The organism is Limnohabitans planktonicus II-D5 (assembly GCF_001270065.2).
In the GTDB taxonomy this organism is placed as follows: Bacteria; Pseudomonadota; Gammaproteobacteria; order Burkholderiales; family Burkholderiaceae_C; genus Limnohabitans_A; species Limnohabitans_A planktonicus.
The window spans coordinates 17,007-39,274 of the sequence record NZ_LFYT02000023.1; the positions used below are offsets into that span (position 1 = coordinate 17,007).

A 22,268-nucleotide genomic window follows, 5' to 3' on the forward strand; every position below is an offset into this window, starting at 1 on the left:
GGAGACAACCATGACCCCTCGCATCCGACTGATCACCCTCGCCGCCCTGGCCGCTGCAGCCGCCCTGCCCGCCATGGCACAAGACAAGTGGCCCAGCAAGCCCATCGAAATCATTTACCCCTACCCACCGGGCAACGACATGGACGTGGTGACCCGCCTGGTCGCAGAGGGCATGAGCAAGCGCTTGGGCGTGCCGGTGCAAGTCATCAACAAGCCCGGCGGCGGCGGCGTGGTGGGCTTTGCCGAGATGCTCCGCGCCAAACCCGATGGCTACACCATCGGCACCTGGACGCCTGGCCCTGGCATTTCGCAAATCATCGCCGGCAATACGCCCTACAAACTCAGCGACTACCAGTCGGTCGGCGGCATGCTGATCAACGACTTCGTGCTGGCTGCGCGTGGCGACATTCCGGCCACCAACCTCAAGGAATTCGCCGCCTGGGCCAAGAAAAGCGGCAAGCCCGTGGTGATTGGCAGCTATGCCCCCGCCGCCGTGCCAGCGCTGATCGCCGCCAGGATTGCAAAGAAAGACGGCTGGGCCTACAAGGTCGTGTCCTTTCCCAACCCCAGCGCCAAGGAACTGATCGCGGGCGATGCCGACCTGACCACTTCAGGTGCTGATGGCGCCATCTCTTTCGCCAAGGCCGGGCAGGTCAAGATCCTGTCGACCTGGCGCCCTCAGCGCAACCCCGCGTTCCCGAACACCGCAACACCTGCCGAAGAAGGTTACGGCGACTTGTACACCTGGGGCGGCATGGCCGCACCCGTGGGCGTGCCCAAGGACATCATCAACAAGCTCTCCAGCGTGATGATGGAAGCCATCAATGACAAAGCGGTGCAGGACCATTTCAAGAAAGCCGGTAGCCCGACCTTCAACATGACCGCTGACCAAATGAACAAGCGCGTCGCTGATGACGCCAAATGGATTGGCGAGCTGATGACCGAACTGGGCATGGCCAAGAAGTGACGATGAAGCCCGAGTCAAGCCTTCGCGGACGGTCCTGGGACCGTGTGTTTTTGCTGGTGCTGGCCTTGCTGGCGGGGGGCCTTGCGCTGACCAGCCGATCACTCATCGTGCCCTACCCCCAAGCGGCGGCTTGGTTCGAATCGGCGGCATTTTTTCCATTGCTGGCCCTGGGCTTGATGGCCCTGGCGGGTGTGGCGGAGGTCTTCAAACGCCGCCACGCCATCGAACTCAAGGACTCTGAAGAACTCGACTCCAGCCAGGCCCGCATGGGCCTGGCCTGGGCCATGCTGGGTCTGTTTGGCCTGTACATGCTGGCCGTGCCCTGGCTGGGATATCTGAGCAGCACCCTGCTTTTCCTGGTGGCCAGCAGTCGGGTGCTGGGCTTTTCCTGGCGCACCACCTGGGCGCTGAGCCTGCCCTTGGCGCTGGCCATGTGGTGGGTATTTTTAAAACTTCTCAAAGTCCACTTCGGACACGGCTGGTTGATCTGAGCATGGAATTTTTTGAAAGCTTGTCGCAGGGTTTTGCGGCGCTGGGCACTTGGCCAATCGTGCTGTCCCTGTTGATGGGCTCGGCCCTGGGCATTGTGGTGGGCGTGCTGCCCGGTGTGGGGCCGGGGGTGACGATTGCCGTTCTGCTGCCCTTCACGTATGGCATGGCCCCGCTGGCGGGCATTTCCTTGCTTCTGGGGGTGTACTGCGGGGCCTTTTACGGCGGCGCGGTCACATCCATCCTGATCCGCACGCCGGGCGAAGCCTCGTCCATCATGACCATGTTCGACGGCTACCCCATGGCCCAGAAGGGTCAGGCGCAAAGGGCTTTGTCATTGGCCTTCATGTCGGCTTTCATTGGCGGCATCGTGAGCGCCTTGCTGCTCGGCCTGGCGGCTCGACCTCTGGCGGGTTTTGCGGCCAAATTTGGTGCACCAGAAACCGTGATGGCCATCTTGCTGGCCAGCCTGTGTGTGGGCAAAGCCTATCACCGCCAGTTTGCCTCGGCCATGATGATGATGTGCTTGGGCTTTTTCCTGGCCACCGTGGGCATTGACCCCAACTCCAACGAACAGCGCTACACCCTGGGAATCCCCGCCTTGCTCAGCGGCATCCCGCTGGTGCCGGTGGCGGTGGGCATGTTCGGCATGGCGCAGGCTTTGGTCATGGTCAGCTCGCCCGTGCCCAAGTTTGACTCGTCCCTGATTGGCCGTGCTGGCGTGTCTTGGCGGGCCTTTTTAGAGCCCTTCAAATACCCCAAAACTTTGGGCAAAGGCTTGTTTCTGGGCTCGGCCATTGGTGTCTTGCCCGCTGTGGGTGCGGCCCTGTCCACCTCGCTGGCTTACTTTTGGGCGCAACGCGGTGCCAAAGACCCGACGCCCTTTGGCGAAGGCAACCCTGAGGGCATTGTGGCCGCCGAGAGTGCCAACAACTCCAACTCGGGCGGCGCCATGATCACGGTGCTGACACTGGGCATTCCGGGCGACGCCATCACCGCCATCATCATGGGCGTGTTTGTGGTGCACGGCATCGTGCCCGGCCCATCGCTGTTCATGGACCGCCCTGAAATCATCAACGGCGTGCTGTCGGCCTTGCTGGTCATCAACGTGGTCATCCTGATTTTGCTGGTGCTGTGCGTCAAACCGCTGGCCCGCCTGGCTTATGTGAACCCGCGCATCTTGGGCCTGGCCATTTTGGCGCTGTGCTTTGTGGGGGCCTATTCGGCAGCCAACTCCATGTATTTCGTGCTGATTGCCACGGTGTTTGGCGTCTTCGGGCTGGTGTGTGCACGGGCCAATATCCCGACCATTCCACTCATTTTGGGCATGGTCATGGGCGACACGCTGGAGTCGACTTTGCGCCAGGCGCTGGGCCGCAGCGACGGCTCCTTGATGCCCTTCATCGAACGCCCGATCTCGGCGAGCATCCTGGCCGTCATGGTCTTGATGCTGATCTGGCCCTGGTTGTCCCGAATCGTCTCTTCCCGCAAAGCCTGACCCCTCATGTCCTCACCCACCGCCTACATCACCGACGAAATCTGTTTTTGGCATGACCCTGGCAACTACGCCCTGATGCTCAAGCCCGGTGGCTTTGTCGAGCCCTACAACCGCCACATCGAAAACGCCGACCCCAAGCGGCGTCTGCACAACCTGATCCAGCAATCGGGCCTGATGCACAGCCTGCAGGTGATCCCGGCACGCGACGCACAAGTGCACGAACTCACCCGCCTGCACAGCGCCAGCTATGTGGCCAAGGTCGAGCAAATTGCCCTGGCCGGTGGCGGCGACACTGGCATTGGCGCGCCCATCTCATCCAACGGCTGGGCCGCCGCCCGCCGCTCGGCCGGTTGCGCCCTCACCGCCGTGGACGCCGTCATGCAAGGCCAAGCCCAAACAGCCTACGCCCTGACCCGCCCGCCTGGCCACCATGCCGAACCCGAGCAGGGCATGGGCTTTTGCGTGTTCGCCAATGCCGCACTGGCCGCCGCACACGCCATCGAGGCGCATGGGCTGGAGCGCGTGGCCATCGTGGACTGGGACGTGCATTTTGGCAACGGCACGCAAAAGTGTTTTGAAGACCGCAGCGATGTGCTGACGATTTCGGTGCACCAGCAAGCGGGCTATCTGTTTGTCAAGGGCGAGGCCGACGAACTGGGCCAAGGCGCGGGTGCGGGTTACAACCTCAACGTGCCCTTGCCGCCCGGCTGCGGCTTTGGGGCTTACCGCGAGTCGTTTGAGAAAGTCATCCTGCCCGCCCTGGACGCCTACAAGCCCCAGCTGATCATCGTGGCTTGCGGCTACGACGCGGGGCGTTTTGACCCTCTGGGCCGCATGATGCTCGACGGCGTGGCCTTTCGCTGGATGACCGATGCGGTGCTGGACATGGCCCGCAAGCACGCCCAAGGCCGCGTGGTCATGACGCACGAAGGCGGCTACTGCCCGGTCTCGGTGCCGTTTTGGGGCATGTCGGTGCTGGAACAAATGAGCGGTTTGAAAACCGAGGTGGTCTGCCCCTTCACCGGGCAACACGACCAGATGCCCGCCCAGAAACTGCAAACCGAACAGGCCCGCCTGGTGCAGTCACTGGCCGGGTATTTTGAGGACATCCGGCAAAAACACTGGGCTTGAGCGGACGTTCAACTGTCGCCAAGCGGCCGCGCCCGTCTGCAGCCCAAGCCTCAGCTGCCCGCCACTTTCATGCGGTTGACCAAGATGGAGCCGGTGGATTTGGCCCCCATGTTGTAGGCGTCCGCGCCCACAGCCTCGATGCCCATCAGCATGTCTTTGAGGTTGCCCGCGATGGTGATCTCGTGCACCGGGAAAGCGATCTGGCCGTTTTCCACCCAAAAGCCACTGGCACCTCGGGAGTAATCGCCGGTGACGTAGTTCACCCCCTGCCCCATCAACTCCGTCACAAACAGGCCGGTGCCCAACTTTTGAATCATGGCATCGAGGTCATCACCGGCTTGGGTCAGGCGCGACGTCAGTGCCAGGTTGTGCGAACCGCCCGAATTGCCGGTGGTCTTCATGCCCAACTTGCGGGCCGAATAACTGCTCAGGAAATAGCCCTCCACACGGCCGCCCTTGACCACCTTGCGGCGCACCGAGCGCACGCCTTCGTCGTCAAAAGGCGAGCTGCCCTTGCCCCGCAGCAAGTGCGGGTCTTCTTCGATGTCAATGTGCTTGGGAAACACCTTTTTACCCAGAGAGTCCAGCAAAAAACTGCTCTTGCGGTACAGCGCCCCGCCGCTCACGGCCTGCACAAAACCGCCCAGCAGGCCTGCCGCCACAGGCGACTCAAACAGCACCGGGCACTCGGTCGTGGCGATTTTGCGGGCCCCCAGGCGCGACAAGGCGCGTTCGGCGGCATAACGCCCCACTGCCTCGGGCGAGGCCATCTCATCGGCCGCGCGCATGGAGGTGTACCAGGCGTCGCGCTGCATCTCGGCGTTACGACCGGGTAGCTTGGCAATCGGGGCCACCGAAATGCTGTGGCGCGAGCTGGCATAACCACCGCGAAAACCGTGCGTGTGGGCGCTGAAAAAATGGCTTTGCTGCGCCGACACGGCCGCGCCGTCGCTGTTGGTGATGCGGCGGCTGGTTTTGAGCGCGGCAGCTTCGCACTGCAAAGCCAGCTTGGCCGCTTCTTCGCTGTGGATGGCCCAGGGGTGGAACAAATCCAGATCGCGGTGGTTCGTTTCGATGTCGGCTTCGTCGGGCAGCCCGGCTGTGGGGTCTTCGGCGGTGAAGCGGGCGATGTCGTAAGCCGCTTGCACCGTGCGCTCGATCGCTGCTTTGGAAAAGTCAGAAGTGCTGGCGTTGCCCCGGCGGTGGTCCACGTACACGGTCACGCCCAGTGACTTGTCGCGGTTACGCTCCACGTTTTCCAGCTCACCTTTGCGCACGCTGACCGACAGGCCGCAGCCTTCAGACGCTTCGGCACCCGCGTTGGTGGCACCGAGTTTTTTGGCGTGGTGCAAGGCGATGTCGACAAGCTCTTCAAAATGGTCACGCGAGTAGCTGAAGCCGTCGTGGGCATTCGCATGAGAGGCGGTGGCGGGGGCGTTTTTTTTCACGGAGCTTTTCACAGAAATATTCACAAAGTGGGTCTCGAAAAAAATGGCGGGCACCAGGCCCGCACTGGCCGCTATGATACTTGCCACCCAGCCTCAGCGCTGCATCTGAAAACGAGTTCCCCCAGTCATGTCCCGTAAACCCAAAAAAGGCTATTTCGTGCGCGGTCAGTTTGTTGCCGAAGGCAGCGAGCTTGACCTGGAATTCAAGCGCGAGCTCAAAGGCGGCCTCGACGGCCCCAGCCGCACCGAACTCAAGCGCGAAAGCACCGAACTGCAAGAACTTGGCACGGCCTTGCTCACCCTGCGCCGCGACCTGATGGAGCGCCTGGCACTGCCCGACAAATTGGTCGATGGCCTGGCCGAAGCCAAGCGCATCACCAACTTCGAAGGCAAGCGCCGCCAAATGCAGTTCATCGGCAAGCAAATGCGCCTGCTCAGCCCCGAAACCCTGCAAGCCGTGCGCGAAGCCCTCGACATTCAGCGCCTGGGCAGCGCCAAAGACACCCAAGCCCTGCACCTGGCCGAGGCTTGGCGCGATCGCCTGATCGCCGACGATGCCGCCGTGGGCGAATGGATCGAACACCACCCACAAACCGACATCCAGCAGCTGCGTGCCCTGGTGCGTCAAGCCCGCAAGGACGCCGTGCCGGTGACCAATGCCGCTGTCTCGCAAGGCCTGGCCCCTCGCCAAGGCCGCGCTTACCGCGAGCTGTTCAAGCTGGTGCGCAGCGTGCTCACGGGCGGCGAGAGTGACAACACCCCCGACGAGGAAGCTGAAGATGAGTGAATTCAACGCCACGATCCCTTTTGACCCGGTCAAGATCGGCATCGTGTCCATCAGCGACCGCGCCAGCACCGGCGTGTACGAAGACAAAGGTCTGCCCGCGCTGCAAGACTGGTTGACCCGTGCGCTGCACAACCCCATCACTTTCGAGCCGCGCCTGATTCCTGACGAAAAAGACCGCATCAGCGCCACCCTGATCGAACTGGTGGACGCTGGTTGCAGCCTGGTTCTGACCACGGGCGGCACCGGCCCTGCTCTGCGCGACGTGACCCCCGAAGCCACACTGGCCGTAGCTGACAAGGAAATGCCCGGCTTTGGCGAACAAATGCGCCAGATCAGCCTGAAATTTGTACCCACCGCCATCTTGTCGCGCCAAGTGGCCGTGATCAGGAGCCAAAGCCTGATCATCAACCTGCCCGGCCAGCCCAAATCGATTGCCGAGACCCTAGAAGGCCTGAAAGACGCCGAGGGCAAAGCCGTGGTGCACGGCATTTTTGCGGCCGTGCCCTACTGCGTAGATTTGATTGGCGGGCCCTACATGGAAACAAAGGACGAGGTCTGCAAGGCGTTTCGCCCCAAAACCGCGATCCGACCAGCCCGCTGACCGCCGACGGCAACAAGCGCAACGTCGGACTCTTCGAGTACCGACCAACGAGTTGGTTTTTTTGGTCGGTGGTTGAAGACCCCGACAAGTGCATGCCAACCCATACAGCCCCTCAACCGCATTGACGCACGTTCCGATGCGGTATAATCCGCGTTTTTCGGCAAGAGCGACAGCAGCACCTCCGGCTAGACCCCCGCCATCAGCGCGAAGCCCCCATGTGGGCCGGTCACCGTTTCCGCAAGGACTGCACTCCAAATGATCGCCCCAACATCTTGCCATTGCAGTTTTGACACCCATATGGGGTGTTGACCCTGTGTCCAAACAAGCCCGCGCCGGGATGTATGTGGCGCTGACTGTGTCTGTTTCCTTGTCTGATTTGATGTCTTGAGGTTGTCATGCCCGCTCAAAAGCCGAAGAAGCCTGCCCAGGCCCCCGCCCCATCTAAAACCGTCACCCAAACCGCTGCTGCCAAAAAAGCTTCTGCGCCCAGCGCCAAAGCCCCAAGCAGCAAAGTGACCGCCAAAGCACCGACCCAGTCGGCCGCCAAAGCTGTCGCCCCAGCGGCCAAGACGACAAAAGCCCCGGCAACTCCAGCCAAGTCCGAGAAGAAAGCTGCCTCCGTGCCCGCCAAGAAAACCGAAGTCACCGACAAAAAAACCACTGCCAAAGCTGCTGAAGCCGAAGTGGTCACCAAAAAAACCAAAACCGCCAAAGCCACAGAAGCAGCGCCTGCCGCCAAAAAAGCCGTGACCGGTGCCAAGCGCGGCCCCAAGAAAAAGGGCAGCATCGCCGAACCCACGGGCGACGAAGACTTGATGGACATCGAGGAAGACCTCGAACCCGAACCCGTCACGGATGCCTCGGGCACAGCTGAAAAGGTCAAGCCCCTGCGCATGAAGATCAGCAAGGCGAAAGAACGCGCCTTGATGAAGGAATTCGGCCTGGACGAAACCGTCCTGACCGAAGCCGAGATGAAGCAGCGTCGCGAGCGCCTGAAGGCCCTGATCAAACTGGGCAAAACCCGTGGCTACCTCACCAACGGCGAAATCAGCGACCACCTGCCCGACAAACTGGTCGATGCCGAAACCCTGGAAGTGGTGGTCGCGACCCTGAACGACCTGGGCGTGGCGGTGTACGAGCAAACGCCCGACGCCGAGAGCCTGATCATCACCGACAACGCGCCCACGGGCTCGACCGAAGAAGAAGCCGAAGAAGCCGCCGAAGCCGCCTTGTCTACCGTGGACAGCGAATTCGGTCGCACCACCGACCCCGTGCGCATGTACATGCGCGAGATGGGTACCGTGGAACTGTTGACCCGCGAAGGCGAAATCGAGATTGCCAAACGCATCGAAGGCGGTTTGATGGACATGATGGCCGCCATCAGTGCATCGCCCGCCACCATCGCCGAAATCCTGCGCATGGCCGCCGAAATCCGCGAAGGCAAAGTGGTGATCTCCACCGTGGTGGACGGCTTCGCCAACTTGAACGAAGCCGATGACTACGTGGCTGAAGAAGACTTCGACGAGTTCGACGAAGCCGACGATGACGATGGCAAAGGGGGCTCCAAAGCGCTGACCAAAAAGCTCGAAGAGCTGAAAAATCAGGCTCTGGAACGCTTTGACCGCATCACGGAATATTTTGAAAAAGTACACAAGGTGTACGACAAGGAAGGCTGGGGCACCCCCGCCTACGTCAAGGTGCAAAGCGCGCTGTCGGAAGAGCTGATGACCATCCGCTTCACGGCCAAGACCATTGAAAAGCTGTGCGATATGGTGCGCGGTCAGGTGGACGACGTGCGCAAGAAAGAGCGTGAACTGCGCCGCATCATTGTGGACAAATGCGGCTACCCGCAGGACAACTTCATCGCCGACTTCAGTGGCCGCGACAAAAATGGCAAGCGCGTGGAATCGCAATTGCTCAACCTCAAGTGGATTGAAAAGCAAGCCGCCGCAGGCAAGAGCTGGAGCGCCGTCATGGGCCGCAACATCCCGCCGGTGCAAGACATCCAGCAAAAGCTGATGGACTTGCAATCGAAGGTGGTCGTGCCGCTGGATGAGCTCAAGGACATCAACAAGCGCATGAACGCCGGTGAACGTGCCAGCCGTGACGCCAAGAAAGAGATGATCGAAGCCAACTTGCGCCTCGTGATCTCGATCGCCAAAAAGTACACCAACCGTGGCCTGCAGTTCCTCGACTTGATTCAGGAAGGCAACATCGGTTTGATGAAGGCCGTGGACAAGTTCGAATACCGCCGAGGCTACAAGTTCTCGACCTACGCCACCTGGTGGATCCGCCAGGCCATCACCCGCTCGATTGCGGACCAGGCACGCACGATCCGCATCCCGGTGCACATGATCGAGACCATCAACAAGATGAACCGGATCTCGCGCCAGCACTTGCAGGAGTTTGGCTTCGAGCCCGACGCCTCCATCCTGGCCGAGAAGATGGAAATTCCCGAAGACAAGATCCGCAAGATCATGAAGATCGCCAAAGAGCCGATCTCCATGGAAACGCCAATCGGTGACGACGACGACAGCCACCTGGGTGACTTCATCGAAGACAGCATCCACACGGCTCCCATGGACGCAGCCCTGCAAGCCGGTCTGCGCGACGTGGTCAAGGACATCCTCGACAGCCTGACCCCACGCGAAGCCAAAGTGCTGCGCATGCGTTTTGGCATCGAAATGTCCACCGACCACACGCTGGAAGAAGTGGGCAAGCAGTTCGACGTGACGCGCGAACGCATCCGCCAGATCGAAGCCAAGGCGCTGCGCAAGCTCAAGCACCCCAGCCGCAGCGACAAACTGCGCAGCTTCATCGACACGATGTAAGCCTGCACCGTCCTGCAAAGCACAAAGCCTCCCGACTGCAAAGTCGGGAGGCTTTTTTCTTGGATGGATCAGCGCGACTGGGCTTTGTTTCCGTAAGGGCAATGGTTGGGACGAGGCCCCACTTGAGGATGCAGGCGGCAAGTGTTGGGCCGTTTGTCGTACACCGTGCAGCGGCGCGTCTTGGCATCCAGAAACTGGCAATCCCCGCTGGCCCGACGGGCCAAGCTGAAGATGCTGTTCTTGAAGTTGAAGTGCTCGATCAGTCCGGCTTTGGACAGGCGCTTGGCAATCTGTTTGGGGTCTTCGTGCTCGGCCTCAAACGGGTCCACCAATTCCAACCGCACCAGATCGGCCAACTTGACCTCCACCGGCATGGTGCAGCAGTTGGCCGCACAGGTGTCGCACAAACCGTTTTTGTAACGGGTCCAAGTTTCGCAGCGGTCAACGTCAACGACGGCAATGGGGGATCTCATGGCATGCTCAGACCGCAGAAAACTGCAAAGGCACCACGCGGTTCATGTCCACGTTTTGACGAGCGATCCAAAGATCATGGGCATCTTGCAGGCTCAACCAGCTTTCGGGCGTGCGGCCCAAAGCCTTGGACAGACGTAGCGCCATCTCGGGCGTGACCCGGCTGCCGCCCTTGAGTATGCGGCTTAAGGTAGACGGAGCCACATCGAGTTTTTCAGCCAATTCCCTGCCGGAAATGCCGTGCGGATCAAGGTAGATTTCCTGGATGAATTCACCAGGATGAGGGGGTGTGTGCATGGCCATCAGTGGTAGTCCTCGTCATCCAATATGTAGGCGTTGCCATCTTCAAACTCAAAGGTCAAGCGCCAATTGCCGTTGACGGTGATGGACCACCGCCCGCGCATCTCGCCTTTGAGCGAGTGCAAACGAAATCCCGGAATGTCCATGTCGTCGATGACTTGCGCGGTGTCCAGCGCTGCCAATTACATGCGCAAGCGCTTGAGATGGCTGGCTTGAACTCCGGCCCCCTTGCCTGACTCAAACAGACTGCGCAAGCCTTTGTGACGAAACGACTTGATCATGGCTGGACTTTAGCATGTTGCGCACCACGCAATGAATGAGGGCGAGTCCACGCGACTGCTTCACGGCTTTCTGCAATCGTTTTCAAGTCGCTTGCGCCTGACCCCAGTAATGAAAAGTCATGGGGCGCGGCCCGGCCAGATAAGCCGATTGCGTTTGGGCGGCAAAGCCCGCTTCTTGCAGCAAGGCGGGAATGTCGCGCCCCAGCTGACAACCTCCGGCCAGCGGCCCCCAGAGGGGCTGCAAGCGCTCTTGCCAACGGCGCACATCCGAATCCGGTGCGCGACCGTGCTCGCAAAAAAGCAGTGTTCCGCCCGGCACCAGCACCCGGCGCATCTCGCGCATGGCCTGCGCCGCATCCGGAATGCTGCACAAGGTGTAGGTGCATACCACCGTGTCAAAGCTGGCATCGGCTGTGGGCAACTGCTCGGCCGACAGGCCCATCAGCTCGACGGAGATACCCGCCTTTTGGCTGCGCTTTTGGGCCAGGCGGTGCATCTGCATGGCCGGGTCCACACCCACCAAGCGCGTCACGCGACTGCGGTCATAAAAAGCCAGATTGCGCCCGGTTCCCATGCCGATCTCCAGCACCCGGCCCTGCGCCTGGGGCACCAGCTGGCGACGCTGCGCCTGCACCATGGGCAGGCCGCAGGCGAAGTCAATCAGGTAAGGGAGCACCACGCGGTCATACCAGTTCATCTTGTAACTTTTGCAGAGTTGGACTTTGGACTTTTCAAGTCCACCACACCCCAGTTTGATAGCTGCTTGATGCGATCTGTCGTTAGGGAAATGGCGCATGAGAGGAAAAAACTACCACGAAGAGATCCGGCAGAAGCTGTCTCACGCTGCCCATCGCATTCTGCCTCTCTGAAACTTAGCCAATGCGTTTGAGCCTTCATCGCTAGTTCCCTTGCCATCAAATGGTCCTCAGAAAAACAACACTCGGAGTTTGCAAGAGTGCTGGTCAATTTCTTGAACACAGCATCCATCTGTAAATTGAGCTTACCTAATTTAAATTCTCCGCAGTGATCCATTTCGAGCGTTGTCTGAGCACCATCCATGCAATCAGAGTCCTGCAATTTTTCAATTGCATATGTCGAAGAGCACAGCCCAGACAACGCAAGCAAAAACACACATAGCCCAAAGCTCATCCGCATCATGCCCTCTCTTTACACAAGTAGGCGCAGTTTAGCGGACGGTTTTTGAGCACATGTCAGCCCTTCTTGGCCACCAACGTCAAGATGTCGTAGCTGGCCACCAGTTGTTCTAAGCCCGCGATCTGCATGATGACAACCCTTACTTTCAAAATATTGTGTTGGAACGATACCTGGAGCTGCACTGCAGAACCGTGAACCCCGAACCGAGGACAAACAACAGAAAGTCAATTGTCATTATTGATCCGGCACTTTGAAGTCTGCAGGTTGACCTCAATCTTGCACCTTGTGGGAGCTAGCCCTGCTGGCGATCAGACGCATGTGGACCACAGGCTTTTCGCTTGGCTGGCAAGCTCCCACAAAATCCTCCCAACTGGCAACACACGGCTCTGATTTCATCGTGTTGAATCTTTAGGCAGCAAAAACAGTGATACGACATGCGGATAGAAACCTGCGGACATAAGCTGGCAAGCTTTACAAGTATGCTTGGACTGTATCGAACCGACAGTTGTAACTTGATGCCAAGCAAAATTGGCAACGAAAAATATTTCTTGATCAGAGAGTGGTCGAAAAAAATCGCGCCTCAGAGATTTGCAGATTGAAAAGGGCGCAAGCCTGAAAAGTCGACCACGCTGGCGGCATCTGCATAACGTGTTGCCAGGGACCGGTCGGCTGCTGTGATCAAAAAAAAGTCGTAATCCACGGCACGATCGCTGGCCATCAGGTACTGAAAGTGCATCCGGAATTTATCTTTACGAAGCGCCCGGTATTGGGCGGACTCAAACATTTCGGCAAACCGAGGCGATAACAACTTAGGCGCCTTATACGGCCTTAATTCATTTAAGGCCAATGGATCGCTCAAGGCAAAACAACAGCCATCTGGCGGCGCAGAAAAATCAATCCAATCAATCCATTGTGTCTGACCCAGCAAAGACAGCTCAGCCCTGAACTGCTGCGCTTGCGGCAAGTTCGCCAGCAAGGGAATGCACTGCCCCAGACTCATAAACGAAACCTTGGCGTGCGCAGCTTTGCCATTTTGCTCCTGGAGCTTGAGCAAGCCCACAGCGCGGGCAAGGATACACACTGCCATGATAGCACCCGAACTGTGTGCTACCAGCAAAATTTCGTCATCCTGTTGTTCATGGATACGTTCAACCAATCGTCTAGCCTGCGCATCCAATCGCGCCTCCAGTTCAGGCACCAGCCCCAGAGCCTGCCGTGCGGTGAACGCATAACTGCGCGTCAGCCAATACATGTTGTAGCGAGACTCCAGATGCCGCCCAACCATCACAACACACAGCAGACTGATTGCGGTTATGACCAAGCCTATCCAAACTGGCCACTGCAAACCCAATACAGCCCAACTACCGAGCGCCATGGACAGAATTGGTGCACCCAAAAGCATCATCAGCAACAACACAAAAGGCGCGAACAAGGCCACAGCGGGAGGCCATGACAACTTAAACATCTGCCACAAACTGCCATGGCGCAGATTGAAAAATGTCGTCGCCACTACATCGCGCCACAGCGTCCAAGTATGCTGTGGCCAATTTTGTCGCACAACATCGTCCCAGCGCATGAACTCATAGTGGGTGTTGACCGGATCGCAGTCGCTTTGACTGCCGCGGATAGACCAAAACGAGTTACCCCCTTCGAGTCTCTTGCGAGCACCTACCTCAAAGTACCAATCATTGATCAGACTTTGCTTGGCCGACTCTTGCTTGTACAAAGCATGGTAGAAAGAAGCCCCTTTGGGATCAAACCCACTCACAAAAAAAACGCAGCGCCGACGGACAACAGACACGCTTTGACTTTCAAAAAATGGTAGGCCTCTCCAGCCCTTTTTGCAGCACCAAATCCACCACCGGTTGCTCACGCTTGTTAGCACGTTGACAATGGTCCTGTTGAAACCGGTCCGTGATCCAAATCACACCCCGCGCCCACAGCCGGTGACGTTCGCGCCAGGCGTGCGAAGACACACTCTCCCACGCATAACCGTTGAAAACCGAGGCGTTGACAAAATGGTCGAGCGCCCTTACCCCAGCGCGTGCGCGGCTGTTCGGTCCCGAAAAACCCACCACCACCAAAATCAAATAGCCCAGCACAGCCATCGGCACCACCGCCGACATCAACACAAACCCCATCAAGCGTTCTTTCATGCCACAGCCCTTCTGTGAAGTGTCAATCGCACGCCATTCGCCGATCGTATGGTCAGGCGTCCCACGGGCTGTGGCACATGACCAGGCACTGCAGCCAGCCGATAACGGCCCACCAGGCTCGACAAAATCAGCACAGCCTCTTGCAGCGCAAAGGCTGCACCAATGCACACCCGGGGACCGGCCCCAAATGGCAGGTAGGCCTGACGCAATGAGGCCCGCGTGGCCTCGTCGTCGTATCGATCGGGGTTGAATGCATCCGGCTCTTGCCACCACTGCCGATGCCTTTGAATCAACCAAGGTGAAATCAAGATCGATGCCCCTTGGGGCACCGTTTTGTCCCGCATGGGACAAGTTTGAGCCGACTCGCGCACCATGAAACCCACCGGCGGAAACAGCCGCAAGGTTTCCCTGAACACATTCCAAGTCAGGGCCATGGGCTTCAAATCGCTTTGCTCGACCGAGCGGCCCTGCAGTTGGGAAGCGACTTCAGACTGCACACGCGATTGCACCTCAGTAGCCTCGGCCAACAAATAACAGGCCCAAGTCAATGCACTGGCCGAGGTTTCATGGCCTGCCAAAAACAACATGGCCACTTGGTCCACCAACTCGTCAAAGCTGAAAGGCTGGCCCGATTCAGGGTCACGCGCAGCCATGAAGGCCGCCAAAATGTCGGACGGGGTCGATACGCCTTGGTCCACGCCATCGCGCACATGAGCCTCGTAACGTGGCCGAATCAGCGCCTCCAGCAGCCCCCGGATTTCGCGGGCAGCTCGGCGGCTGCGCCACACGTCCCAAGGCCACACCAGCCAACGCACGCCATACATGGCGGGCAACATCATTTTGGGGGCCAAGGCCTGAAAACGTGCAAACGCATCAAACACGCGGTGCGCATCCACGCCCTCTAGCGGTTTGGAAAAAATGGTCCTGAAAATGATGTCGGCGGTGACAAAGGTCATCTCCACCTCGATGTCGTGCTCGGCCCCATCTGGCAAACCGTCCAATCGCGCGAGCATGGCATCGGTGGCTTCCTTCATGACCGGAAAAGCCACCTGCAAACGCGCTTGGGCAAAAGCCGGCCCCATCATGTCCCGTTGGCGTTGCCATGTTGCGCCATTGGTGGTGAACACGCTGTCGCCCAGCAAAGGGCGCAAAGCGTCACCCAGCAAGGCGCTCTTGGGAAAATCGGCCGACTCTTCTTGCAACACCCGCTTGACCACCGCCGGGTCATTGACCATGTACAAATCCACGCCCGGCAAATGCACCTCACCCATCTGCATGTGGTAACTGCGCTCATAAAGGCTGTCCAGCCACGAGCGCCTGGCGCTGAAAAAAAACTTCCAAATGCCCGTGCGCGTTTTGCGCGGTTTGGGGTACACAGGGCAAAAATGAGTCATGAAACCACCAGGTACAAACCGCGCTGGCGCAAGCTCAGTGCACCGGCTGTCCAAGAAAAAAAATCATAGTTGCCGGGCAACTGCCCAGCCATCAAATACTGCAAATGCATGCGGCGCTTGTCTTTCTTCAAAACGGCATAAGTGGCAGCATCAAACAAGGTGTGAAAACGGGGCGATGTCATGGCGCGGGGGTTGACGGCTTGACCCTTGACACACAAGGCCACCGGATCGACCAAAGCAAAACTGCCCCAGTCAGACGGCGAAGAGCAATCCACCCAAAACAAGTGCGGGTTGGCCCCAACACACCCCAGCTCGTCGCGAAGCACATGAGCTTTGGGCATGAGTGCAAACAGTGGAATGCAATGCCCCAACGTCAGCACTGACAACTTGGACAAAGCCTTTGGCACATCGGCGCAGCGCTTCGCTGTACGCGCCGCAGCAGACAACGCCCCCATGCTGCCTACACTGAAACCCACCAGCAGCACTTCATCTGTGTCGGGCCTCAGCAGAGCTTGTTCGATGCCCTCGGCCAAACGATCCCAACGCTGCGACAGCTCAGGCACTTGGCCCCTTGCGTGCAGATCCGCAAACCCAAAAATGCGCAACAGCCACGAGGTGTGCAAGCTTTTTTCCAACTGCCAACCTGCAGCCAACACAGCGCTCACCGCCAGCCCGGCGGCCAGCCAGGCGCTGCCCGAAAAAGAGGGCATCCAAAGACCCACCAACCAAGCCAAACAAGCGGCTGCAGCCATGGCCATCAGCGCAACGCCCAGCCAATAAACAGCCGGATAAAACAGCGACACCAAGGTCCTGCCAGCCACGCTCCCCACCTTGCGCAACAGCTTGGGCATGGCCAGCAACAGGCCATAAACACGCACGGATCGCATCAGTACCTGCCAAGCACCCCGTGGCCAATGCGCCCGGACAATGTCGTCCCAACGCACATACTCGTAAACCGTTTCGGTGTCACCCGAGCAAACCGTCCACACCGCATTGCCGTTGTCGACATACTTACGATCACTGACCTCATAAACCGTGTTGGTCACGGTGCCTTGCAACGCCGCCTGCGTGCGGTACAGGCGGTGGTAATGCGCAGCGCCCTTGGGGTCAAAACCACTCACAAAAAACACATGCCGACGCTTGACCTGAACCGTGTTCATGCCAACAGCCCCACCGCATCACAGACCTGACGGCACGCCTCCTTGGCACCTCCCTGCCCGGCCCAGCGCCAACACGCATCCACCACACCGGGGTCTGCAAGCAAAGACTGCAAATGCCATTGAAGCATCCCTGGCACAGGGTTTTGCAAGACCTGGGCCACACCCAAGCTTTGCAAACGCAAAGCATTGTCAAATTGGTCATAGGCACAGGGCACCACCAACTGCGGCACCCCTGCATGCAAGGCCTGCGCACTGGTGCCAATGCCGCCGTGGTGCACCAAAGCGCGTGCATGCGGCAACACATCGGCAAAGGGCACATAAGCGCCCGCCCAAATCTGGGCTGGAAGCGCAGCCACACGCGCCTGCAGTGCCTGGCTCAAATGGCCCAGAAAAACACCACGCCACCCCATGGCCGCACAAGCTTGCATGGCTTCTGCAAAAAATTCATCGGTGTGGTGTCGGGCCGTGCCGGGCATGAAAACGACAGGCGCCTCACCCTGTGCCAAAAACAATTGCAAACTCTCTGGCAGCGGTGCGTAGCCATCGTTGTATCGCACAAAGTCGGCCTGCACCACCTGCCTCGGCCAATCAGGGGGAGCAGCTGCAAACCACTTTGGAAACAAAGCCACCCCCACCTGAGGTGAATGCATCCATTGCCCGAACACAGACCCCTTGATGGGTGCCAAGCCTTGCGCTTGACGCAAACGCTCCAAGGCTGGCTTGACCAAGGGTTGCAACTTCCATCGGTCCAAGGCATGCCAAGCGCCCTGTAAGGCCCAGTGCGGCATCCAGCGCGGCACCGACCACTGCGCGAGAGTCAATGGCGGATGCACAGAGCGCAGCAAGGTGGGAGCGGTGTACACACTCATCAACGGCAAGCCCAGCTTTTCTTGGGCCACCCGTGCGCCCATGGCAAGCGGGTTGGCCAGCACCACACAAGGCCCTTGGGCAGACCACAAAGACAGCCGGTCAAAGGTCGGCTCCAGCGCCGGGCGCAGCAAATAGCGCCACATCACCCCCAAACCATCCACCGGATGCCACAGCTTGGGGTGTGCCACGGTGCTGGCGTGTTCATCCGCGCGGCCAATGGCGTCAAACTCCAAACCCGCACCACGCACCATGCCCTCAAAGACAGGATTCGTCATCACGACAGCGCGGTAGCCGCGCTCGCCAAGGGCCTGGCCCAGCGCCAGCATCGGGTGCACATCACCCGCACTCCCCAAGCTCACCAAACACACCGTGCTCACCATTTCACGCCCATCACCAAGCTCATGCCCGCGCCAGCAAAGGCCGCAGCCAACGACGCCACCACACCACGCCACCCGGGCTTTGCCCACGCCAAGCCAGCAGCTCTTGCAAAGCCTGCTCGGGCAAACAGCGTTGACCAGACACCCGGCTCACATACACCGGGTACAACAACAATGCCGCAGCCACCAACTCATCGAGCGAAAGCCGACGGGTGCGGCGCGGATGAGGCTGCCGGTCAAGCGTCAGGCCCCAACCCGCATAAAAAGGCTGGCCGTAGCACACCACCTGGATGCCACGCAGCAAAGCTTCAAAACCTGTCAAAGACGTCATCACATGCACCTCGTCTTGCGGGTTCAGTGCATCCAGCATCTGTGACATCGACGCCTGCAACACCACTTCGTTGCACCACAGCATGGCCTGCGCCTCTTGTGCCCCCGCTTGGCGCAGGCCGGCAACCACATCCGGATGCGGCTTGTACACCACCCAGGCATCGGGCCGAGCCTGGCGCACCGCCTGCAACAACGCCATATTGGTTTTGATACCCAGCGTGCCCGTGGCAATCGACGCATCGGTCTCGACCTGCCCCAGCACCAACACCAAGGGTTTGGGGGTATCCGGTCTTGACCAAGGTGCAGCGGACAGGTTGTACTTGCTCAGCCCAGAGGCCACCACCTGCCGCCTGAAATGCGCTGCCCGCTCCAGCAAGGCCGGACTGAAAACCACGCTTTGCAGCATGTCCTCCAAAGCGCTGGGCTGGCGTGCATCAAAGTAAATGCCCAAAGGATCAATCACCCACGACAACGGGCGGGTCAAATCAGCCCCCAAACCCACCGAACGCAAAAAGCCATCTTCCAGGCGCACCACCTTCACACCGGCCCCCAGCCCTGCTGGCCCAGCTGCTGCCCCCCACAGCAACAAGGTCGCCCCCTCAGGCACCTGTGCAGCATGGCGCACAAAGACAATGTCCGGACGCTGCGTGAATTGCCGCAACAAAGCCCGTTTGCGCCATGAAAAACCATGGGCGAAAATCGTGCCATGTGGCATCACCGGGCCATGGGCCAAGTCGATATCGCGTGAATCAAGCAATTGAAAAACTTATTTGAAAGAGCCCCGCCCTCGGGGCGATGGGTGGTGGTCTGCTAGGCTTTTCGCGACGAGGGCGTCGCTCCTACAGGGGGATGCCCAACATCATCCGTCCGAATCCATGACCAAAATGTCCAACAAACGTTGCACCTGCTCAAAGTGCTGATCCCATGTGGGCAACTGCAGGCTAGACATGCGCTGCAACTGTGCTTGTCTGCGTGGGCTGTTGGCCAATGCATAAGCCTCAATGGCCTGCAGCCAACCCAAGCCGTCTAGGGGGCTCAGGTACTCGGGCACATCGCCTGCAATTTCACGAAACACTGGCAACGCGCTGGCCAGCACCGGCGTGCCAACTTGCAAAGCTTCGGACAAAGGCAAGCCATAGCCTTCGGTGAACGATGGAAACAGCAGCGCCTGCGCGTGTCGCACATAGCGCGACAACTCAGCATCCGGGCAATCAGGCACCTCGTGCACAAACCCGCGCAAGGCCTCACAGCGCTCCAGCAGATCGACCACGTTTTCGCACTCCCAACCGCGCTGACCAATCACCACCAGATGGGGGGCATTTGGCCCCCAACGGGTCACCAACTCGCGCCACAGCGTCAACAGCAATACATGGTTTTTGCGGGGCTCAATCGTGCCCAGCACCACAAAATAAGGCCGTTCCAAAGGCCGTGTCGTGGCCTCAGCGCCAGGCAAAGCGGCTGGGGCCAACAGCGCCACAGTGGCAGGCGGCATGGGCAAACCCTGATGCCGTGAAAAGGCCATCAAGCTGTCCAGCGTGGCTTGCGAGTTGGCCAACACCCCTGCTCCGCATTGCAGCGCTAAGCTCATACGCTGCACATGAGCCGCCGTCTCGCCCGGGCGGCAATACTCAGGGTGCGTAATTGGGATTAAGTCATGCACAAAAAACACGGGCTTCTGATGCGTTCTGTGCAGCCATGACGCCAAACCTGGGCGATCCCAATCTGAATGACCCAAATAAAAAGCCACCTTGCCTGTTGCATCTTGCGAAGGCCAAGGCGGCACACAGGCACGCGCAATCAAGCTCCCGAGTTGCCACGAAAAATCAGCGGGTGGGTTCTGCACCAAAGCGAATAAAGCCTGTGACTCGGCCTGCGGCACCAGCCGCCGCCAAGTGCCCTTTTGCAGCACCGCCTGCGCCTGGCTGCCCCAACGCGCCACATAAGCCAGAATCACCCGGTCCACCCCTGTGGGCAGACGACCTTGCCCGGCGCGGCCCAGTAGGCGACTGATGTCAATCAGCACTCGCTCGGCCCATCAAGGATTGACCACCGCCCGCAAGGTCAACACCGGCCCGGCCACCGAACCCACAATGTTCAGGAACTTCTGCAACTCGGCCGCTGGCGCATTGGACACGTACACCACATCTTTGTGGCGCATGGGAAAGTCTTGCGCAGCAAAAAAACTCGCGGGATCCTTCAAATCAAGCCGAAACACCACAGGCACCTTGCCTTGTGCCGTGCGGGGCGTATCGGGCTTCACATCGGGCAAGAGCGCAGGGTCCTCAAACCTGAAAATAAAAATCCCTCGTGCATCGGCCCGCTGGTCTTGCAGCCCCCCGGCCCGGCCCAAGGCCTGCGCCAAGGAAATGCCCTGCACCTCAAAATCCAACTCGCGGTTGACGCCAGTAGCCCCTAACACCGTTAAATTAAAAGGCTGGTGAAACGCCGTCACCACATCGCCCGGCTGCAAAAACACGTTCTCTGCCGGGCTGGCAATCACCCGCTCCAGTGGCAAGCTGCGCACCTGCTCTCCCCGGGTGATCTGCAAACTCATTTTGCCTACCGGCTGGCGCACGCCACCTGCAGCGGCCAATGCATCAAGCAACCTCTCGCCTTTGGCCGTTAGTGGCATGCGCACACTGTTGCTGACCTCGCCTACCACCGTCACATTGCTGGTGGCGTTTTGCAGCATGCGCACCACCACCTGGGGCTGATTGGCCTTGCCCTTCAGGCGCTGGGCAATGGCGTTTTGCACATCGCTTGTTGACTGACCTGCCGCATTGATGGTGCCTGCAAAAGGCACGTCGATGGTGCCATCGGCTGCCACCATCTGCCCGGGCAACACACTTACCCTGGCCGTTGCCGCACCGCTGCGCAGGTCCATGGCCGAAGCGCCAAACAAGCTGGCCGGTGGGGCCTCCCAAATCGACACTTCCAGCACATCACCTGGGCCCAACACAAAGCTAGGCTGCTTGGCTTGGCCCCAATGCTGTGCAAACGATGGGGCAAGGCGTGCGTCACTGGCCAAACTCCGCGCCAGTGGCGCGGTCACCTCGAGCAGCTGAATCCCTGGAATTTGGGACTCTTGGGCATTCTTTTGAATGAGCTCCAAACTCGGGCCTGCTGAAGGCAATGAATCGGGGTATGTGCCGCAGCCGGCCAAAGGCAACAACAGCCACCCCACATAGCGGCGCAAGAATCTCATGGGGTCATTTACATTCAGCGTTCGCAGGCAATTGGATTGAGAGAGATTCATCTGACGCTCTCTTAAACTTGGCGCAGAGCCAAATGCGTTGCACGCAAATGACGCTCCATCGGCAAGTCTGACTCCACCCCCAACACACTGCGGTGGTACCAGCCACCCCACGAACGGCGTTGGGCCTTGTTGTAACGCTGCAGCGCCTTGGCCAAACCGGGCAATGCATTGCCATGGGCCTTGCCCTCATCCGACGTAAACAGACCCTTCACAATGCTCATGCGCGACCAGCCATCGCGTAGACGTTTCAAATAATTGGCCCCGCCCTCTGCATCCACCGCCCTGCCCAACAAGCTCACATAAGCCGCCTTGATAAAGTCCACACCATCCAAACCAAGCAAGTCATTGACGTTCGTGACTTGCGGTGCCGGGCCATCCCAAGACACAACCGTAGGAGCAGGCCACCAAGTTGGCGAAGGCATCAGTTCGGTGCGGCTGCGCAGCGAGGGCATTGACACGACCACACTGCGCCGTATCTGCTGTCTGCGCGATTCGTAACGCCGAGCTTCATCGCTGGAAGCCAACGCCTGGTAAGCCTCAAAACGGCTTACACCTTGGTGCAACTGCTGCACATAACCGTTCAGGCCCTCGACATCAGCCCCTCTCCCCAGCAGGCGCAAGTACGCCTGCCGCACAAAAGCCTCATCATCGAGTGCCAACATACCGGGCTCCATGGCCTGCAATACATCCATGGGTTGATTTATTTGATTCATATCCCTGCATCCTTCCTATTTCAAATCGCCAAGGCCCTGCTAAGCCCTACCTT

General features: G+C 59.3%; 22 protein-coding genes. 7 read left to right on the forward strand and 15 right to left on the reverse strand.

The window, feature by feature from the left end:
- Positions 1-10: 10 nt before the first annotated feature.
- The 4 genes from H663_RS35530 to H663_RS35545 are packed head-to-tail and all read left to right on the forward strand — an operon-like array spanning position 11 to position 4,085.
- On the forward strand, positions 11-967 hold the full coding sequence (locus tag H663_RS35530; RefSeq protein WP_053175645.1) for a Bug family tripartite tricarboxylate transporter substrate binding protein: 957 nt from the start codon (positions 11-13) through the stop codon (positions 965-967).
- A gap of 2 nt (positions 968-969) precedes the next feature.
- A complete protein-coding gene (locus H663_RS35535) occupies positions 970-1,458 on the forward strand; it encodes a tripartite tricarboxylate transporter TctB family protein (RefSeq protein ID WP_165803932.1) in 489 nt (162 codons plus the stop codon).
- 2 nt (positions 1,459-1,460) lie between these two features.
- Positions 1,461-2,954 carry a tripartite tricarboxylate transporter permease gene (locus H663_RS35540; protein ID WP_053175641.1) on the forward strand — a complete coding sequence of 498 codons (1,494 nt, stop codon included), beginning with the start codon at positions 1,461-1,463 and terminating at the stop codon, positions 2,952-2,954.
- Between the two features lie 6 nt (positions 2,955-2,960).
- Positions 2,961-4,085 carry a class II histone deacetylase gene (locus H663_RS35545; RefSeq protein WP_053175638.1) on the forward strand — a complete coding sequence of 375 codons (1,125 nt, stop codon included), beginning with the start codon at positions 2,961-2,963 and terminating at the stop codon, positions 4,083-4,085.
- A 50-nt stretch (positions 4,086-4,135) separates the two neighbouring features.
- Here the strand turns inward: H663_RS35545 and pmbA are convergent, their stop codons facing one another.
- Positions 4,136-5,533, reverse strand: a complete 1,398-nt coding sequence (pmbA, locus tag H663_RS35550) for a metalloprotease PmbA (protein ID WP_240620544.1) — start codon at positions 5,531-5,533, stop codon at positions 4,136-4,138.
- A 127-nt stretch (positions 5,534-5,660) separates the two neighbouring features.
- Here pmbA and yjgA point away from each other — a divergent pair, with 127 nt between their 5' ends.
- The 3 genes from yjgA (at position 5,661) to rpoD (ending at position 9,752) form a co-directional block, all read left to right on the forward strand.
- Positions 5,661-6,320, forward strand: coding sequence for a ribosome biogenesis factor YjgA (yjgA, locus tag H663_RS35555; protein WP_053175635.1), 660 nt, complete (start codon positions 5,661-5,663; stop codon positions 6,318-6,320).
- Complete coding sequence (gene mog, locus H663_RS35560) at positions 6,313-6,921, forward strand: molybdopterin adenylyltransferase (protein ID WP_053175632.1); 609 nt, start codon at positions 6,313-6,315, stop codon at positions 6,919-6,921. The genes yjgA and mog overlap by 8 nt, the downstream gene beginning before the upstream one ends.
- 395 nt (positions 6,922-7,316) lie before the next feature.
- Positions 7,317-9,752: an RNA polymerase sigma factor RpoD gene (rpoD, locus tag H663_RS35565; protein WP_205872739.1), complete on the forward strand. Its 2,436-nt coding sequence runs from the start codon at positions 7,317-7,319 to the stop codon at positions 9,750-9,752.
- 68 nt (positions 9,753-9,820) lie between these two features.
- Here rpoD and H663_RS35570 read toward each other — a convergent pair whose 3' ends face one another.
- The 14 genes from H663_RS35570 to H663_RS35635 form a co-directional block, all read right to left on the reverse strand.
- Positions 9,821-10,225 (reverse strand): YkgJ family cysteine cluster protein, encoded by a 405-nt coding sequence (locus tag H663_RS35570; RefSeq protein ID WP_019430691.1) that lies wholly within the window; start codon positions 10,223-10,225, stop codon positions 9,821-9,823.
- 7 nt (positions 10,226-10,232) lie between these two features.
- Entirely contained in the window at positions 10,233-10,520 is a 288-nt protein-coding gene (locus H663_RS35575; protein WP_240620545.1) for a HigA family addiction module antitoxin, read from the reverse strand.
- 5 nt (positions 10,521-10,525) lie between these two features.
- A complete protein-coding gene (locus tag H663_RS42580; protein ID WP_338067177.1) occupies positions 10,526-10,705 on the reverse strand; it encodes a type II toxin-antitoxin system RelE/ParE family toxin in 180 nt (59 codons plus the stop codon).
- A gap of 181 nt (positions 10,706-10,886) precedes the next feature.
- The gene (locus H663_RS35585) at positions 10,887-11,501 is read right to left on the reverse strand and encodes a class I SAM-dependent methyltransferase (RefSeq protein ID WP_053175626.1); all 615 of its coding nucleotides are present in this window, start codon (positions 11,499-11,501) and stop codon (positions 10,887-10,889) included.
- Complete coding sequence (locus tag H663_RS35590; protein WP_083451305.1) at positions 11,498-11,962, reverse strand: lysozyme inhibitor LprI family protein; 465 nt, start codon at positions 11,960-11,962, stop codon at positions 11,498-11,500. Before H663_RS35590 ends, H663_RS35585 begins: the two co-directional genes overlap by 4 nt.
- A 577-nt stretch (positions 11,963-12,539) precedes the next feature.
- Positions 12,540-13,760: a hypothetical protein gene (locus H663_RS35595; protein ID WP_083451304.1), complete on the reverse strand. Its 1,221-nt coding sequence runs from the start codon at positions 13,758-13,760 to the stop codon at positions 12,540-12,542.
- 10 nt (positions 13,761-13,770) lie between these two features.
- Positions 13,771-14,115, reverse strand: coding sequence for a hypothetical protein (locus H663_RS35600; RefSeq protein WP_053175617.1), 345 nt, complete (start codon positions 14,113-14,115; stop codon positions 13,771-13,773).
- Positions 14,112-15,509: a cytochrome P450 gene (locus H663_RS35605; protein ID WP_053175614.1), complete on the reverse strand. Its 1,398-nt coding sequence runs from the start codon at positions 15,507-15,509 to the stop codon at positions 14,112-14,114. Before H663_RS35605 ends, H663_RS35600 begins: the two co-directional genes overlap by 4 nt.
- On the reverse strand, positions 15,506-16,669 hold the full coding sequence (locus H663_RS35610; RefSeq protein WP_053175611.1) for a hypothetical protein: 1,164 nt from the start codon (positions 16,667-16,669) through the stop codon (positions 15,506-15,508). Before H663_RS35610 ends, H663_RS35605 begins: the two co-directional genes overlap by 4 nt.
- Complete coding sequence (locus H663_RS35615) at positions 16,666-17,919, reverse strand: glycosyltransferase (RefSeq protein WP_053175608.1); 1,254 nt, start codon at positions 17,917-17,919, stop codon at positions 16,666-16,668. Before H663_RS35615 ends, H663_RS35610 begins: the two co-directional genes overlap by 4 nt.
- A gap of 19 nt (positions 17,920-17,938) precedes the next feature.
- Positions 17,939-19,003: a capsular polysaccharide export protein, LipB/KpsS family gene (locus H663_RS35620; RefSeq protein WP_240620546.1), complete on the reverse strand. Its 1,065-nt coding sequence runs from the start codon at positions 19,001-19,003 to the stop codon at positions 17,939-17,941.
- A gap of 102 nt (positions 19,004-19,105) precedes the next feature.
- On the reverse strand, positions 19,106-20,269 hold the full coding sequence (locus H663_RS35625; RefSeq protein ID WP_053175605.1) for a glycosyltransferase family 4 protein: 1,164 nt from the start codon (positions 20,267-20,269) through the stop codon (positions 19,106-19,108).
- Between the two features lie 12 nt (positions 20,270-20,281).
- A complete protein-coding gene (locus tag H663_RS35630) occupies positions 20,282-21,451 on the reverse strand; it encodes a polysaccharide biosynthesis/export family protein (protein ID WP_053175602.1) in 1,170 nt (389 codons plus the stop codon).
- A 62-nt stretch (positions 21,452-21,513) separates the two neighbouring features.
- Positions 21,514-22,194 carry a DUF4214 domain-containing protein gene (locus H663_RS35635; RefSeq protein WP_165803933.1) on the reverse strand — a complete coding sequence of 227 codons (681 nt, stop codon included), beginning with the start codon at positions 22,192-22,194 and terminating at the stop codon, positions 21,514-21,516.
- Positions 22,195-22,268: the final 74 nt, after the last annotated feature.